The following is a 16,456-nucleotide window of genomic DNA, read 5'->3' as shown; positions in this document are numbered from 1 at the left end:
AACAAAGGGGGATTTATTCGTAAACGTAGAAACCACGACCTGTTTTACGTCCTAACCATCCTGCATTTACGTACTTACGTAGCAATGGACATGGGCGATATTTACTATCACCTAAACCTTCATGCAACACTTCCATAATGTATAAACACGTGTCTAAACCGATAAAATCAGCGAGCGTTAGAGGACCCATCGGGTGATTCATACCAAGTTTCATTACTTCATCAATTGCTTCTTTCGTCGCTACACCTTCATATAACGCATAGATTGCTTCGTTAATCATCGGTAATAAAATACGGTTCGATACAAATCCTGGGAAATCATTTACTTCAACTGGTACTTTGCCAATTTTCTTCGTAATATCCTCAATTGTTTCGTATACCGCATCATCTGTAGCCAAACCACGAATAATTTCAACAAGTTTCATAACCGGAACCGGATTCATAAAGTGCATACCGATTACTTTTTCCGGACGTTTCGTTACCGCGGCAATTTCTGTAATTGGCAAAGATGACGTATTTGTCGCTAAAATTGCGTGTTCTGGAGCAATTTCATCTAAATTTGCAAAGATTTTCTTTTTAATATCCATTTTCTCGACAGCTGCTTCGATAATAAGATCCGCTTCCTTCACACAATCTAAATCAAGCGTTACTGCAAGACGGTTTAATGTCGCTTCCTTTTCTTCTTCCTTCATGCGCCCCTTTTCTACTTGGCGTGCTAAGTTTTTCGTAATGATCGCCAATCCTCTATCTAATTGCTCTTGTTTTAAATCTTGTACCTTCACGTCATATCCTGCCATTGCACATACTTGCGCGATTCCTGATCCCATTTGTCCTGCACCAATTACAACAATTTTTTGTACACTCATTTCTTCTTCCCCCTTAATTTTCAATAAACTATATACCGTCTAATCTTAATTAGTGAACTTCAATCATCACTGCATCACCTTGACCACCACCGCTACAAATCGAAGCAATTCCAATTCCGCCGCCGCGTTGCTTCAGTGCATGGATTAGTGTAACGATAATGCGCGCTCCGCTTGCTCCAATCGGATGCCCCATCGCCACTGCGCCGCCATTTACATTCAATTTTTCTGGGTCAATTCCCGCAATCTCTGTACTTGCAATTGCTACTGCTGCAAATGCTTCATTAATCTCGAATAAATCAATGTCTTCAATTGTCTTGCCTGTTTTTTCAAGCAATGCGTTAATTGCATAACCTGGCGTTCTCGGGAAATCTTTAGACTCCACTGCAATTGCTGTATGTGCCAAAATTGTCGCTAACGGCTTTCTTCCTTCTTGCTTCGCTCTGTCTTCGCTCATTAATACAAGTGCAGCACCACCATCGTTTAAGCCTGGTGCATTACCAGCTGTCACTGTCGCTGTTTTATCAAATACAGGTTTTAATTTTGCTAACTTTTCAATTGTTGTATCCGCGCGTGGCGCCTCATCCTTTGCAACGACAATAGGATCGCCTTTTCTTTGCGGAATCGTTACTGGCACGATTTCCTCTTCAAAACGTCCTTCATTATGTGCTGAAACCGCACGCTGGTGGCTACGATATGCCCATTCATCTTGCGCTTCGCGAGAAATTCCATCTTCCTTCGCAACTTCTCCGCCATAAACACCCATGTGTATACCTGAAAATGCGCATGTTAAACCGTCAGCAATGTTTAAATCAACGACTTCGTTGTTGCCCATTCTGTATCCCCATCTTGCTCCTCGTAAAATGTAAGGGCTGTTACTCATCGACTCCATACCACCAGCTACAATCAATGATTGATCGCCAGTACGAATAATTTGATCCGCTAACGTAACCGCACGAAGCCCAGATGCACAAACTTTATTCACTGTTTCCGTCTGCACTTCCCAAGGGATTCCAGCAGCCCTCGCCGCTTGGCGCGATGGAATTTGCCCTTGCCCACCTTGAATAACCGTTCCGAATATAACTTCCTCAACATCACTAGCAGAAACATTTGCTCTTTCAAGCGCCGCTTTAATTGCAATCCCTCCAAGTTCTGTTGCTTTTACATCTTTTAAAGATCCTCCAAATTTCCCAACCGGTGTTCTTGCTGCACTTAAAATAACTGTTTTACTCATTCCTCTTTCCCCCATTTCCTTTTATCACTGAGCGGGCGCTCGGTGTTCCTACGTTGAGAAGAGGTGCAATCATTGCACCTCTTTCTAAAGTTGTATGCATTCCTACAAACTAGATTGCTTCTTTCTTCTGTCCAATCACTGAGCGTTCTAAAATCTCTGTTACATCGAGAGTTTGAACTTTCTCTTCAACTTCTTTCGCTTTCGTCCCATCACTAATCATCGTTAAGCAATACGGACATCCTGTACCGATAATGGATGGCTGTACAGCTAATGCTTGTTCTGTACGAGCAACGTTAATGCGTGAACCTGTTGTTTCCTCCATCCACATTAAGCCACCACCTGCTCCACAGCACATTCCCGTTTCACGGTTACGTGCCATTTCTACAAGATTCACACCAGGAATCGCTTTCAAAATGTCACGCGGGGCTTCGTATACTTCGTTGTATCTTCCTAAGTAGCAGGAATCATGGTACGTAACTGTTTCCTCAATAGCATGAACCGGTTTTAAGCGCCCTTCTTTCACCCACTGAGCTAACAGTTCTGTATGATGATAGACTTCTGCTTGCAAGCCAAAGTCCGGATACTCATTTTTAAATGTGTTATAAGCATGAGGGTCAATCGTAACGATTTTCTTCACTCCTGCTTTTTCAAATTCCTCGATATTTTTTGTCGCCATCTCTTGGAAGACAAATTCATTTCCAAGGCGGCGCGGTGTATCTCCAGAGTTCTTTTCCTTATTACCGAGTATCGCAAATGAAATGCCTGCTTCGTTCATCAACTTCGCAAACGATATCACAATCTTCTGACTACGATTATCATATGATCCCATTGAACCAACCCAGAATAAATATTCGAACTCCTCGCCAGCTTTCGATTTTTCTTTTACAGTTGGAACCGTTACTTCATCATCACCTTGGCGCCAAGTTTCACGCTCTTTACGGTTTAGACCCCACGGATTCCCTTGACGCTCGATGTTTGTCATCGCACGTTGCGCTTCCGCATCCATCTTTCCTTCTGTTAAAACGAGATAGCGGCGTAAATCAATAATTTTATCAACGTGCTCATTCATAACCGGACACTGATCCTCACAGTTACGACACGTTGTACAAGCCCAAATCTCTTCTTCTGTAATAACATCTCCGATTAAACTCGGATCGTAAGCGAGTGTTGTAGCTGCAGATTCTTGTTGTCCTTTCCCAGCTGCCATCATCGCTAACTGATTTCCTTGTGTATTATTAAAAGCAACTACTGGAACCCACGGTGCTTTTGATGTCACTGCAGCTCCTTTATCAGTTAAATGATCGCGAAGTTTTAAAATTAAATCCATCGGCGATAACATTTTACCTGTTCCTGTTGCCGGACACATATTTGTACAACGACCACACTCTACGCAAGCGTATAAGTCAATAAGCTGATTTTGTCTAAAATCTTCGATTTTACCAACACCAAATGTTTCTTGTGTTTCATCTTCAAAGTCAATCTTTTCAAGTTTCCCTGGATTTGAAAGGCGGCCGAAGAAAACGTTAGCTGGTCCCGCAATTAAATGCGCGTGTTTCGATTGTGGAACATAAACTAAAAATGTTAACAAAATTAGTAAATGCACCCACCAAGAGAAATAGAACACAGAAATGGCTACGGTTTCATTTATCCCTGAGAAAACGTAAGCGATTGCAGAAGCGATTGGCTCACTCCATGAAAGCTCCTCGCCATGCCATATAATTCCCATCCCATTACCGAGTAGCACAGAAATCATTAAGCCACCGATAAAGATAAGAACAAGTCCTGATTTGAAATTACGTTTTAAACGAACTAGCTTCTCAACATAACGTCGATGAAAAGCCCAAAAGACTGCAATTAAAATAACAAGTGTGACAATTTCCTGGAAGAATGTAAATGCAGGGTATAGTGGTCCAAGTGGAAGATGTGATCCTGGTGCGAGTCCTTTCCAAACGAAGTCAATTGCTCCAAATTGGACAAGAATAAATCCGTAAAAGAACATAACGTGAATAATGCCGCTCTTTTTATCTTTCAGCAGCTTTTTCTGACCGAAAACATTGACCTTAAGGAGATCCCAACGCTCTTTAAAACGACGGTCAAATTCAATCTTTTTTCCTAACTGTATGTAGGCCATCCTCGTTCGTATAAGATACACAAACAAATATCCCGCATAAGCAATAACAGCAATGGCAGCCAGCCAATTCATGATCAGTAAGCTATTCATTTTTATGCTACCCCTCTCTTTGTAAGCCCTCTTTCTTTTTTAGAATCTTCAAAAACATATAATTTTCTGAATTTTATCCCCTACCTTCATTATATAATGAGTGAGCATTCAGTCAACAGTTTTTTGTTATACAACAACATATTTTTTAATAAAGCTGTTTATTTCGGTGAAACTATAAAGTGAAACTTTAATCATTAGAAGTTACTTACTCCCTACTAATTATTAGCCCACAAATAACCGGATAAAATGAATGTTTGATTTATAAAAAACAAATGGTGAAAAGACCGTGAAGGAGGGAATTTACTCATGTTCTTCTTACCTCTCTTATTAATAGGTATTGCTCTCTGGATTGTAATCGATCTTTCTTATGGGAGAATTGTTCATTTAAGGCGTGTCCGTTCTCGTTCTTTCCCTTTACGTCAAAGTGATTTTCACCTTTATACATACGGAAAAGATTTGTATGACACTCTATTTACTGATATAAAACAGGCGAAACACCATGTGCATGTTTTGTTTTTCATTGTAAAAAACGATAAAATCAGCCGAGAATTTTTAAAGTTACTTATTGATAAGGCAAAGGAAGGAATTGAAGTAAGACTTTTACTCGATAGATTTGGAAGCCATCATTTATCAAACGAGGCCGTTCGCTCCCTGCAAAAACATGGTGTCTCTTTTTCATTTTGTCACAAAGTAAAGTTTCCTTTTCCTTTCTTTTCTGCAAATCAAAGAAACCATAGAAAAATTACAGTTATCGACGGGAAAATTGGTTACATTGGGGGATTTAATATTGGTGAAGAGTATTTGGGACATAATGAGCGGTTAGGATTATGGAGGGACTATCATTTACGTCTTACAGGCGAAGGAGTACAAGATTTACAAAAGCAATTTTTACATGACTGGTTTGATGATACAAACCAAAATTTATTGGACGCTTCTCTTTATTTTCCGAAACAGCAACCCGGTACTATCGAACATCAATTTATTCCAACTGATGGTGCCTATTTACAACATACTTTTTTACATTTAATTGAAGGTGCAAAAAAGGAACTCTTTATCGGTACACCCTATTTCATTCCTGGAAGAAAAATTATGAACGCATTATTAGAAGCACGAAAACGCGGGGTTCAAATCACGATTCTCGTTCCAGAAAAAGCGGATCACCCCCTTGTTCGAGAAGCAAAATTCCCATATTGCCGAAAGTTAATACAAGCTGGCTGTAATATTTACGCATTTCAACAAGGTTTTTTTCACGCTAAAGTTATTATAGTTGATGACTATATCTGTGATATCGGAACTGCAAACTTTGATATGAGAAGTTTATATATTAACCATGAAATCAACTGCCTTTTATATGATGAACATTTTATACAAACAGTAAAAAATAAATTCCACGAAGATCTAGAAAATGCGTCATTACTTTCCTTGAAAGATGTTAGTCCGAATTCTCTCATTAATAGAGGCAAAGAATGGATAGGAACAATACTTGCTTTCTTCCTATAGGAAAGATAATACATAAAGGAGATGTATTCATTATGATCATGCGTTTCGGATATGTCTCACATGCAATGGCACTCTGGGACTGTTCTCCGGCTAAAACGATGACATTTACAAGCTTTCAAAAGCTTAGTAAACAAGAACGAGAAGATAAATTATACGATGTTACGCGGCAGAATCTTGAGCATACAATACGTATTCTTCATTACAATATAGCGCATGAAATTCCATTATATCGCTTATCTTCTTCCATCGTCCCACTTGCAACACATCCCGAAGTCGAGTTTGATTACATCGGATTGTTCACACCGCTTTGGCGTACAATTGGGGCATTAATTAAAGAACATAATTTAAGAGTAAGTTTTCATCCAAATCAATTTACACTATTTACAAGCGACAAACCACACATTACGACTAACGCTATTACAGATATGACCTATCATTATAAAGTATTAGATGCAATAGGCATTGCAGATTCTTCTTATATTAACATCCATGTAGGTGGGGCCTACGGAAATAAAGAAAAAGCGGTTGAGCGTTTCCATGAAAACATAAAAAAACTTCCTGCACATATAAAGAGGCAAATGACACTTGAAAATGATGATAAAACATATACAACTGCTGAAACTTTATCTATTTGCCAAAAAGAAAAGATCCCATTCGTATTTGATTATCACCATCACATGGCAAATCTTTGCGAGGAACCGTTAGAAGAGTTACTTCCTGCAATTTTTGAAACTTGGTCACATACAAATATTGTTCCTAAAGTTCACATTTCCTCTCCTAAATCAAAAAAAGAATTTAGGGCTCACGCGGAATATATTGATTTAGAGTTTATTAAACCTTTCTTACACGTTGCAAAAAAAATCAATCATAATTTCGATATTATGATTGAAAGTAAACAGAAAGATTTAGCGATGCTGCAATTCATACATGAATTATCCTCTATAAGAGGGGTAAAAAGAATAAGTAGCTCAACATTACAATGGTAAATTGTAATGTTGAGCTATTTTTTTCAAAAAAAGTAATTTTTTTAGTAAAAAACACCCTATTTTATATGCTATGATTGGAATTAGCATTTTCCACCTGTGATTCAACTTTATTGAAACGGAGTCATAATATGATTAATCAAAAAAAATACGTACACTTTGTCATAATGTACATAATTATATTTTCTCTTTGGATATTTCTTATCCCTAAGGACTTAAATATAAAAGAAATTGGAATTCTCTTCTTATTTTGTTTCGCTACACTCTTTTCTTGCTATTGCCTATATAAAGCAATTAAGAAAATGAAGCGCGGTGACAAATTATTTTGGGTTTTGATACTATGCACTTGCCTATGTGGATTGACAATGGAGATAACTCTATTTCTTCATTCACTTTCTATATATGACCAAGTCATATTCTCATATAAGGCATTGCCCTTTTTTATCGTACAATATATTTTGCTCTTTTCTGGCTTTGCTATAAAGTTCATAAAACATTACTCTATTAGAGGACTAGCTCAATTTTCATTCGATAGCATCTTTATCGTTATTATGAATATTTATTTTACCTTAACTTTTATTTTGGACATTTCAAGCTTTCGTATGTTAACAACAGATACCTGGGTTTTAATTGGATATTTTATTGCACAATCATTAGTCATTTACGCCGTAATTAGTCTATATAGAAGAGAAGAATATTCTTCTAGCAGAATTTCATTAATTATCGGCTTTACTATTATACTCGTGTACGGATATATACACCTGTTTCAATTAAACGCAGGGATAAAACCTTCTTCTGAAGTCTCTTACTTAATACATACTGCTTCGATTTTATTAATTGGTTTGTCATCCATACTATATATTTTAGATAAACCAATACAGCATGAAACGAAAACAAAATATTATCGGTTTGATTATGTGCGCTTTATATTACCCTATTTTAGTATAATCATTACTTTTTCTTTTATTATCTTTCAACCTTGGGATGATAAGTTCATGTTAATCGGTCTAGTATTATCACTCATCTTATTATTCCTACGACAACTTTATATGTGGAAAGATAATCAGGCACTAATCGATACATACGAACAGCTGACTACACAACTAGAAGGCAAAGTAGAAGAAGGTGCATCTGCTTTATCAAAAAGTGAACAACGTTATAAATCTTTATTTGAAGATCACCCGGATGCTGTTTTCTCTTTAAATATGTATGGTATTTTCCAACAGTCTAATTCAGCTTGCGAAAGCTTATTTACTGCCTACTATTGTGAAGTAGAAAGCTATTCCCTTTTACACTTTATTGACTCAAAAGACCATGATTTACTAAAGAAAGCTTTACAACTAACGAAAGAAGGTAGACCACAAACTTTAGAAGTTCGCACAAAAGAAAAAGAAGGTTACTACTATTACCTTCACATTACACTCATCCCTACTTTCATAAACAAGGAAGTTGTCGGGATGTTCGGTATAGCACGTGATATTACAACTTTATATGAAAAACAAAAACAAGTAGAACATTTAGCCTTTCATGATGCACTTACTGGACTACCAAATCGCCGTAAGTTTGAAAAGGATTTAAAAAACATTTTAAATACCGCTCAGGCTAGCGCAAATGATGTTGCCGTCATGTTTCTTGATTTAGATCGATTCAAAAAAATTAACGATAGACTCGGTCATGGTGTCGGAGACTTATTATTAATTGAAGTCGCAAAAAGATTACGCGGTTGCTTACGTTCAAAGGATGTCGTTGCTCGCCAAGGCGGAGATGAGTTTACAATTCTATTACCAGATATGTACTCAGAAAAAAGTGCGGCCTTTATAGCTGAACAAATTTTAAATATTTTAAACAAACCATTCTTCATTAAAGATGAAGAACTGTCTATTACGCCAAGTATCGGAATTGCAATGTACCCTGATTGTGGAACTGACGTAACAGAATTAATGAAAAATGCTGATATGGCTATGTATCGCGCGAAAGCAAATGGAAAAAATCGATTTGTTTTCTTCTCAAAAGAAATGAGTATCGCTCAAAATGAGAGTAACTTCTTAGAAGGAGAACTTTCAAAAGCATTACAACAAAATGAATTTTTCCTTGAATACCAGCCACAAGTAAGCACAAAAACAAAACAAGTTATTGGTTTTGAAGCATTAATTCGTTGGAAACATCCAAAGCTCGGTATCGTATCCCCAGCCCAATTTATCCCTCTAGCAGAGGAAACTGGATTCATTATTGAACTTGGAAATTGGATTTTACGTACTGCTTGCTTAGAAGCGAAAAGATGGCATAATCAAGGTTTCTCTCACTTAAAAGTCGGTGTAAATTTATCTGTAGTTCAATTTAATCATGCAGATTTAATCCCAACTATTTCAAAAGTTTTAGAAGAAACAGAGTTAAAACCAGAAGCACTAGATATCGAAATTACAGAAAGTATCGCCATTAACCAAAATCAATCTGTAGTTGCAAAACTAGAACAACTTCAAAATCTCGGTATTCAAATTTCAATTGATGACTTTGGAACTGGTTATAGTTCTTTAGCTTATTTAACAAAATATCCAATTAATACATTAAAAATTGCTCGAGAATTTATTTGCGGAATTACAACTAGTCCTTTAGAGGAAGCGATTATTTCTTCCATTATTACACTATCAAAAGAACTAAATTTAGAAGTTATCGCAGAAGGTGTAGAAACCGAAGAACAATGGAAATTTTTATATGAGCAAAACTGTGACCACATTCAAGGATTCTTTATTAGCAAGCCCGTTTCTAGTAAAGACGTTTGGAGGTTACTCCACAAAAAAACAACCGTCTAAGTAAGACGGTTGTTTTTTTAATATTCAAAAGGTAGGTCCGAAGCTAATTGTACCTCTTGATCATTATGAGAAATTACTTGGCTTTTCTCTAAAGCTGTATCTGTTAATGAAATACCCCATGCCATTGCTAACGTTAATAAACTACCAATAAGTAATTTTTTCATATTCCATCACCCACATTTTTTCTTTTAATATATCATGAAAATTTATCCATGCCGTATGCAATTATGCATATCCATTTTTTAGGGTTATTCATTGATTGATTTTATTTACGATTGCCTCTTTATATGCATGCATTTCTAATATATCAAAAAAGAAACTTGCTTTCTTATATGTGTCTTCAATCTCTGCCTCATCATACTCCAACCTTTCTAGACATTCACCTCTTTGATAGTACAGCTGCCCAATTAATGCCATACTATTAATTCGGCAAGATATTTCAATCGCCTTATTCACTTGATATAAGGCTTGTTCATATTGATTATCTAAGTATAATGCTTTTGCATGATTATATCTTACCTTCACGTCGAATTCTTCATTATCATGCAATGACTCTAATTGTTTCAATATACCTTCGAATAACTCAATACTCTTCTTAAAATAGCCATTTTCAGCATAAATATTTGCGATTGCATTTTCTATATAGAGGTTTTGGTATACATCTATTCCAGCTAATTGTTGGTTTAACAATTTTTTCAATTCTAAAATACAATATTCATAATCAATTTTCTTCAACATGTAAGCTGCTACATGATATTGCCATTGAAGAAACTGCTGGAATTCGGGATGATATTCTTCCTTTTTCAGCTCATTCCATACTCTATTATAAATCTCTTTATATTTTTTTTGCTTACATAGCGTAATGACTTGATCTTTAAACTGCTTTTTTCTCTCAATATCTGAATAAATGAGTACCTCATAAAAATGAATAATGGGAACTTGTAACTTTGCTGCAATACCTTGCAATATATCCATACTTGGGTATACTGCGCCTGATTCAATTCGGCTCACTTCCGATTGATGACATATGTTCTCGGATAACTGTTTTTGTGTTAATCCCCGCATTACCCTAATTTTCTTAATTTCACTTCCTAATTTTTCTGCGTGCATACTTACTCACCATCCCATTATAACAATATAATTTGTTAAGTTGTCATACCACTACAATAATGTGAGTTCGACAATTTTTGACATGAAATAATGCATAATATATATAAAATTCGGCAAATTCTTCATACAATTCGTCTCACATATAATAATAGATTAGTGGTTTTATAAATAAATTATAGAAGATTCGTCCGTGCCTTCGTTACATTCGGTCTTCTTTTTCCTTTATTAGCAGTAGCAGAAGTTATTCACACCCAAGAATTAGACAGAAATGAAGTAAAATTTGAAATTACTTAGCCTAATTTAACGCTTAAAAAATTACACAACCTCAAAATGATACGAAAAAAACATACTGAAAAAGTATTTAAAAGGTGAGATAAATGAGGCAGAAGCTCAACAAAAGTGAATGACAACTGAAATGAATATAGATTCCCAACCTACAAATAAAGCAACAAAAGAAAATCAAACCGAAGCTCGCCTTGCACAAACATATAAAAACTATAAAGTATATGGCCAAGATCTCATTGTAAAAGTAGATAAAAATGGAGTAATCACAACTGTTAGTGGTAAAGTTGTCCAAAACTTAGATCAACAACCTAATCTTACTATAACAAATTTTTTGTCGAAAAATGAAGTAAAATCTAAATTACACGATATACTTCAAATCCTGAGCGATGCGACTGTGACGAAACTCTCTATTGAAATACTTGTTTATAAGAAAAAAGAAGTTTACCATTCATAGGTAAACTTCTTTTCATATCCATCCCTTTTCTTCCGCAATTGTAATTGCCTCAATTCTATTTTTCGCATCAAGCTTCGTTAATACTTCAGAAATATAATTACGTACTGTACCTGGCGAAAGATAAAGTGCCTTGGCGATTTCATTTGCCGTCTTTCCCTCTTTCGCAAGTAGCAATACTTCTTTTTCGCGATCTGATAACGGATTTTGCTCCTGCCATAAGCCGAACATTAAATCTTGAGAAATCTCTCGTTTACCTTTCATTACGTTGCGAATCGATGCAGCTAAATCCTCGCTTGGGCTATCTTTTAATAAATATCCGTGCACACCAGCTTTCATTGCTCGTTCAAAATATCCAGGGCGCGCAAATGTTGTTAAAATCATTACTTTACATGCCGATTTTTCTTTCTTCAACGTTTCTGCAACATCTAATCCGCTTTGAATTGGCATTTCAATATCCATAATGCTTATGTCGGGTTTTAATGATTCAATTAGTTTTAGTGCCTCTTCTCCGTTCGCTGCTTGCCCAATTACTTCAATATCATCTTCTAGATCGAGTAGGGCTCCTAACGCACCACGAAGCATTCGCTGATCTTCTGCAATAATAATTCGAATCATGCCTTCACCTCATCTTTTCCTGTTCTAATAACAACTGGAACTTTTACTGTTAATAGTGTTCCTGGATTAATCGTACCCAGTTCAACAAATCCATCAATAAGAGCGATTCGCTCCTTCATACCACGAATACCATTCCCATCGTGATTTTGATCCGCTAAACCAATTCCGTTATCTTCTACTGTCAAAATCAATTCACCTTGTAATTCTCGTACAGAAACTATGCACCGCGTCGCCTTACTATGCTTTACAACATTCGTAACAGCTTCACGTAAACACATTCCTAAAATATTTTGTTCAATGGGTGATAGCGAACTTGCACTCGTTTCTTGTTTGATCTCTAATTCAATATTAGCAGCTTGTAAGATCGCTTTTATTTGCTCAAGCTCTTCTTCTACCGTAATCATGCGCATATCAGAAATTAATTCCCTTAGCTGTTTTAAAGCAGTTCGAGATGTTTGTGTAATCTCCTTCGCTTCCGTACTTGCGCGCTCTGGATTTTTGACGATTAGCTTTTCAACAAGCTGACTTTTTAACGTAATAAGAGATAGCGTATGCCCGAGCGTGTCATGAAGGTCCCTTGCAATACGCTGCCTCTCTTCACGTTTTACTAAGTCCTTAATTTGCTCGTTCGCTTCGTTTAATTGATTTCTTAACATCTTTTTCTGGTTAAAATTGCGCATACCAAATGGTGTAAGAAGCATTAAAATAAACATCGGAACGATATTTACTAAACTTGTCGGTGTTAGTTGATTCATATTTATAAATACAAATACTCCAAGCATTACAACTAACAAACATAGTAATATCCGAAATACTTTCTTACTTGGTGCAAATCCCATTGCACTTGCTGTGAAAAAGCCAAAGAATATCATGAAGGGATTATAAAATAAAGCAAATAAAAGCGTAAGTATCATTTGAATACAAGCCCACAAAATGAACGTCTTCTGAACAAAATAAAGTTGACGGTATGTGATCATGAAAACTATCAACATACCGCTTCCTATTACAAGCTTCCATCCCGATACTTGTGTTAAATTATAAATTGGAAATAACAAATAAACGAGCCACATATACGGAAAGAATCCCATATGTTTCGGAAAAATCTCAATCCTCTTCTTCTCTGTCATTTATACCGCTTCCTGTCTTTTTCTTATATATATTGATACTACAACAAATATAAGGAAATAGCCTCCTAATACCGCGATATTTTCCCAACCAATTGATTTTCCAGCTACAATATCCCATGCACCACTTCCGAAGTGATATGTTGGTGTCCATTCACCGATAGATCTTAATATTTTCGGGAATACTTCGATTGGCATCCATAGACCGCCAATTACAGCTAAACTCATATTTAAAATATTCGCTAAACCCGCTGCTGCATCCGCCTTCTTAATAGAACCTATTACTGTTCCTAATGCTAAAAATGGTGTTACACCTAACAACAACCATAATCCAGCACCAATCCATTGCCCTACCGTTAACTCAACATGATTAATTAATATTCCTGCAATAAAAATAACTAAGATTGAAAAAGCATTTACTACTGTTTGAGCGATGATCTTTGCTGTTATATACGCTCCCTCTGGAAGTGGTGTAATTTTCAACAAATGTGTCCACCCTTGCCCTTTTTCCTGAGAAATCCTTACACCGAAACTAAAAAGTGCTGTCCCTACAATACTAAACGTCGCCATTGAGATTAAATAATGCGCTTTCCACGCATCTCCGTTTTGTGGCACTTGAATAACATTAGTGAAAATGTAGTAAAACATAACTGGCATTAATAATGAGAAAAAGATAAATAATTTATTGCGGAACGTACGTAAAATTTCTATTTTGCATTGCATCCATAAAGCTTTCATGCGATTTCCCCCTTCTGATTTGCGACAAACTGTTCAAATGCTTCATCAAGACTTCCACGTTCAACTGAAATATTTGTTACAGGTAAGTTCTTTTCATAAATTGCTTTTAAGGTTGCATCCGTATCTTCAGTTATTAAAGTGAAGTGACCTTCGTTTGATTGTATTTCTGTTACGCTTGGTAACTCTTTTAATAATTTTGCAGGAATACTTTCCTTCGAATAAAATGTAATTGTTTTTCGTGAAATCGTCGCTTTCATCTCATCTGGTGTACCGTCTGCGATAATCTTTCCATTTGTAAACAATAAAATACGATTCGCCAATGCATCCGCTTCTTCTAAATAGTGCGTCGTTAAAATAATTGTTTTCCCTTCACTTGCTAACTTTCGAATCGTTTCCCAAAACGTTCTTCGAGACGTAATATCCATTCCAACCGTCGGTTCATCTAAAAATAGCAAATCTGGATTTCCTGCAAGTGCGAGTGCAAAATTTAACCTTCTCTTTTGACCTCCTGATAATTTCTCACATCTTTGCTTTCGCTCCGATTCTAAATTTGATAACTGTAGTAACGTTTCTTTCGCTACCGGATTCGTATAATAACTACAGAATAACTCAATTGCCTCTTCCACTGTAATGCTATCAATGACACTTACTTCTTGTAACATCGCGCCGAGTCTATTACGAACATCTCTATGCTTTGGACTCTTTCCAAATATAGAAACCGTTCCTTCCGTCGGATCCTTTAATCCAAGCATCATCGACATCGTCGTCGTTTTCCCTGCACCATTCGGTCCAAGCAATGCTACGATTTCTCCTTTATTCACATGAAATGAAACGTTATTTACTGCTTTTTTATGTTTAAATGTTTTAGAAACACTATTTACTTCAATAATCTTTTCCATCTCTCCACCCCCGCTGTTTCTTATATTTACATTGTATTCTTTGGAAAACTTAGGAAACAGTATGATGCGTCATGACATCGATATGACAATTGTCATGTATTCTTTATGAGAGGAATCAATCCGCCATACTGCAAGCGAGTAGCAGGACGAAAATAAACATGATACAATCGGGTAAGATATATATTCGAGGAAGGACAGTGGTTTTCATGATTATTCGTAATGAACAAGATTTAGAAGGCTTACGAAAAATCGGCCGCATCGTTGCGCTTGCACGTGAAGAAATGAAAAAAGAAGCGAAGCCAGGCATGACAACGAAAGAGCTTGATTTGATCGGTAAAAAAGTATTAGATGAGCATGGTGCTATTTCTGCACCTGAAAAAGAATATGATTTCCCTGGCGTAACTTGCATCAGTGTAAACGAAGAAGTTGCTCACGGCATTCCAGGTGATCGTGTATTAAAAGAAGGCGACCTTGTAAATGTCGACGTATCTGCAGCACTTGATGGTTATTATGCAGATACAGGTATTTCATTTGTACTTGGAGAAGATGAAGCAAAAGAAAAGCTTTGCCAAGCAGCTGTTGATGCCTTTTGGGCAGCAATGAAAAAGGTGAAAGCTGGTTCAAAACAAAACCAAATTGGTCGTGCCGTTTCAAACTTTGCACATAAAAATGGATACAATGTTATTCAAAACTTAACTGGTCACGGTATTGGTCTTAGCTTACATGAAGCACCAAACCACATTTTAAGCTATTTTGATCCAATGGATAATGCGCTTCTAAAAGACGGTCTTGTTATCGCTGTAGAGCCATTCATTTCTATGAAAGCTGATCATATTATCGAACGTGGCGATGATGGTTGGACATTCGTTACACCTGATAAAAGCCTTGTTGCACAATGTGAACATACAGTCGTCGTAACACGCGGCGAACCGATAATTTTAACAGAAATATAAAATTAAAAATGACCGTTTTTTAGAATTTTTCTACTAAAACGGTCATTTTTAATTTTTGGAAAATACTTGTTAAACCGCTGTTGAACTCTTTATCATTTAAGTATATAATCTTTAGCGAAGGTTATTCATAATCATCTTTAAGAGAAGATAACACTATTATCAAAAGGGATACCTTCTTTTTTCTTATGTAAAACAGCTTCAAAAATGACCGCAGTAATGATTTAGCCGAATATTATAAATAACTTATATTCCACTAAATCCGAAAAGGAACTGTACCATCTTAACTTCGGTCCACAAATTGTACAACTCTCTCTAGGCAGAAAGCTAATTTTCATAAATGTAATAAGTGACATTCTTAAGATACAATTATCTCAATTTCATATTACATAAATGAATATTTTCAAAGTGCATATTGTCTTCACCCTAACCAAAATCAACCCTATTCAGATTTTTTCCACATAATTTTAAAGCAAAAAACAAACTTTTAACTTGGGATACATTACTTTGGTTAGCATGTATCGTAAAACCTACCTTTATGACTATCCAGTTCATAACACATTCACAAGAAAATGCTCTTGTATATAAAGGTCTGATATCGTTCCTTTTATCAGCATACTTTCGACATTTTTTGTCGAATTATGTATATTCCAGATTTTTACGTTACTTTA

13 protein-coding genes and 1 pseudogene are annotated in these 16,456 nt (G+C 36.1%); 5 read left to right on the top strand and 9 right to left on the bottom strand.

Going from position 1 to position 16,456, the window contains the following annotated elements:
* Positions 1-13 precede the first annotated feature (13 nt).
* The 3 genes and pseudogenes from QCI73_RS00825 to QCI73_RS00815 form a co-directional block, all read right to left on the bottom strand.
* Positions 14-865: a 3-hydroxybutyryl-CoA dehydrogenase gene (locus QCI73_RS00825; RefSeq protein ID WP_353822354.1), complete on the bottom strand. Its 852-nt coding sequence runs from the start codon at positions 863-865 to the stop codon at positions 14-16.
* Between the two features lie 49 nt (positions 866-914).
* Positions 915-2,196, bottom strand: a pseudogene (locus QCI73_RS00820) (acetyl-CoA C-acetyltransferase).
* A gap of 9 nt (positions 2,197-2,205) precedes the next feature.
* Positions 2,206-4,317, bottom strand: a complete 2,112-nt coding sequence (locus QCI73_RS00815) for a (Fe-S)-binding protein (protein WP_353822353.1) — start codon at positions 4,315-4,317, stop codon at positions 2,206-2,208.
* 306 nt (positions 4,318-4,623) lie between these two features.
* Here QCI73_RS00815 and cls point away from each other — a divergent pair, with 306 nt between their 5' ends.
* From cls to QCI73_RS00800, 3 genes are all read left to right on the top strand, one after another.
* Positions 4,624-5,817: a cardiolipin synthase gene (gene cls, locus QCI73_RS00810; RefSeq protein WP_353822352.1), complete on the top strand. Its 1,194-nt coding sequence runs from the start codon at positions 4,624-4,626 to the stop codon at positions 5,815-5,817.
* 32 nt (positions 5,818-5,849) lie between these two features.
* Entirely contained in the window at positions 5,850-6,803 is a 954-nt protein-coding gene (gene uvsE / locus QCI73_RS00805; RefSeq protein ID WP_000605892.1) for a UV DNA damage repair endonuclease UvsE, read from the top strand.
* A 128-nt stretch (positions 6,804-6,931) separates the two neighbouring features.
* On the top strand, positions 6,932-9,610 hold the full coding sequence (locus tag QCI73_RS00800; protein WP_353822351.1) for a DUF4084 domain-containing protein: 2,679 nt from the start codon (positions 6,932-6,934) through the stop codon (positions 9,608-9,610).
* A gap of 17 nt (positions 9,611-9,627) precedes the next feature.
* Here QCI73_RS00800 and papR read toward each other — a convergent pair whose 3' ends face one another.
* Together papR and plcR are read right to left on the bottom strand one after the other, a co-directional pair.
* Positions 9,628-9,774, bottom strand: coding sequence for a quorum-sensing peptide PapR (gene papR, locus QCI73_RS00795; RefSeq protein WP_000734741.1), 147 nt, complete (start codon positions 9,772-9,774; stop codon positions 9,628-9,630).
* An 88-nt stretch (positions 9,775-9,862) separates the two neighbouring features.
* On the bottom strand, positions 9,863-10,720 hold the full coding sequence (plcR, locus tag QCI73_RS00790) for a transcriptional regulator PlcR (protein WP_000542922.1): 858 nt from the start codon (positions 10,718-10,720) through the stop codon (positions 9,863-9,865).
* A gap of 415 nt (positions 10,721-11,135) precedes the next feature.
* On the opposite strand from plcR, the gene QCI73_RS00785 reads away from it, so the two are divergent.
* Complete coding sequence (locus QCI73_RS00785; RefSeq protein WP_012644730.1) at positions 11,136-11,459, top strand: bacillolysin; 324 nt, start codon at positions 11,136-11,138, stop codon at positions 11,457-11,459.
* Between the two features lie 12 nt (positions 11,460-11,471).
* Here QCI73_RS00785 and QCI73_RS00780 read toward each other — a convergent pair whose 3' ends face one another.
* From QCI73_RS00780 to QCI73_RS00765, 4 genes are read right to left on the bottom strand one after another with little or no spacing between them, the layout of a single operon-like run.
* Entirely contained in the window at positions 11,472-12,074 is a 603-nt protein-coding gene (locus QCI73_RS00780; protein ID WP_000619249.1) for a response regulator transcription factor, read from the bottom strand.
* Positions 12,071-13,201, bottom strand: coding sequence for a sensor histidine kinase (locus tag QCI73_RS00775; protein WP_000136743.1), 1,131 nt, complete (start codon positions 13,199-13,201; stop codon positions 12,071-12,073). The genes QCI73_RS00780 and QCI73_RS00775 overlap by 4 nt, the downstream gene beginning before the upstream one ends.
* Positions 13,202-13,936, bottom strand: coding sequence for an ABC transporter permease (locus QCI73_RS00770; RefSeq protein ID WP_061131882.1), 735 nt, complete (start codon positions 13,934-13,936; stop codon positions 13,202-13,204).
* Positions 13,933-14,835 carry an ABC transporter ATP-binding protein gene (locus tag QCI73_RS00765; protein WP_353822350.1) on the bottom strand — a complete coding sequence of 301 codons (903 nt, stop codon included), beginning with the start codon at positions 14,833-14,835 and terminating at the stop codon, positions 13,933-13,935. The genes QCI73_RS00770 and QCI73_RS00765 overlap by 4 nt, the downstream gene beginning before the upstream one ends.
* A 158-nt stretch (positions 14,836-14,993) precedes the next feature.
* Here QCI73_RS00765 and map point away from each other — a divergent pair, with 158 nt between their 5' ends.
* A complete protein-coding gene (gene map / locus QCI73_RS00760) occupies positions 14,994-15,788 on the top strand; it encodes a type I methionyl aminopeptidase (protein ID WP_002096176.1) in 795 nt (264 codons plus the stop codon).
* Positions 15,789-16,456 lie beyond the last annotated feature (668 nt).

The organism is Bacillus cereus group sp. MG16, assembly GCF_040459875.1.
GTDB classification, from domain to species: domain Bacteria; phylum Bacillota; class Bacilli; order Bacillales; family Bacillaceae_G; genus Bacillus_A; species Bacillus_A paranthracis.
This window is presented reverse-complemented; position numbering and strand designations above follow the sequence as displayed.

Bases quoted from the DNA above. Each gene is read 5' to 3' on its own strand.
- QCI73_RS00825 (WP_353822354.1), bottom strand. From the start codon at position 865: ATGAGTGTACAAAAAATTGTTGTAATTGGTGCAGGACAAATGGGATCA.
- QCI73_RS00815 (WP_353822353.1), bottom strand. From the start codon at position 4,317: ATGAATAGCTTACTGATCATGAATTGGCTGGCTGCCATTGCTGTTATT.
- cls (WP_353822352.1), top strand. From the start codon at position 4,624: ATGTTCTTCTTACCTCTCTTATTAATAGGTATTGCTCTCTGGATTGTA.
- uvsE (WP_000605892.1), top strand. From the start codon at position 5,850: ATGATCATGCGTTTCGGATATGTCTCACATGCAATGGCACTCTGGGAC.
- QCI73_RS00800 (WP_353822351.1), top strand. From the start codon at position 6,932: ATGATTAATCAAAAAAAATACGTACACTTTGTCATAATGTACATAATT.
- papR (WP_000734741.1), bottom strand. From the start codon at position 9,774: ATGAAAAAATTACTTATTGGTAGTTTATTAACGTTAGCAATGGCATGG.
- plcR (WP_000542922.1), bottom strand. From the start codon at position 10,720: ATGCACGCAGAAAAATTAGGAAGTGAAATTAAGAAAATTAGGGTAATG.
- QCI73_RS00785 (WP_012644730.1), top strand. From the start codon at position 11,136: ATGAATATAGATTCCCAACCTACAAATAAAGCAACAAAAGAAAATCAA.
- QCI73_RS00780 (WP_000619249.1), bottom strand. From the start codon at position 12,074: ATGATTCGAATTATTATTGCAGAAGATCAGCGAATGCTTCGTGGTGCG.
- QCI73_RS00775 (WP_000136743.1), bottom strand. From the start codon at position 13,201: ATGACAGAGAAGAAGAGGATTGAGATTTTTCCGAAACATATGGGATTC.
- QCI73_RS00770 (WP_061131882.1), bottom strand. From the start codon at position 13,936: ATGAAAGCTTTATGGATGCAATGCAAAATAGAAATTTTACGTACGTTC.
- QCI73_RS00765 (WP_353822350.1), bottom strand. From the start codon at position 14,835: ATGGAAAAGATTATTGAAGTAAATAGTGTTTCTAAAACATTTAAACAT.
- map (WP_002096176.1), top strand. From the start codon at position 14,994: ATGATACAATCGGGTAAGATATATATTCGAGGAAGGACAGTGGTTTTC.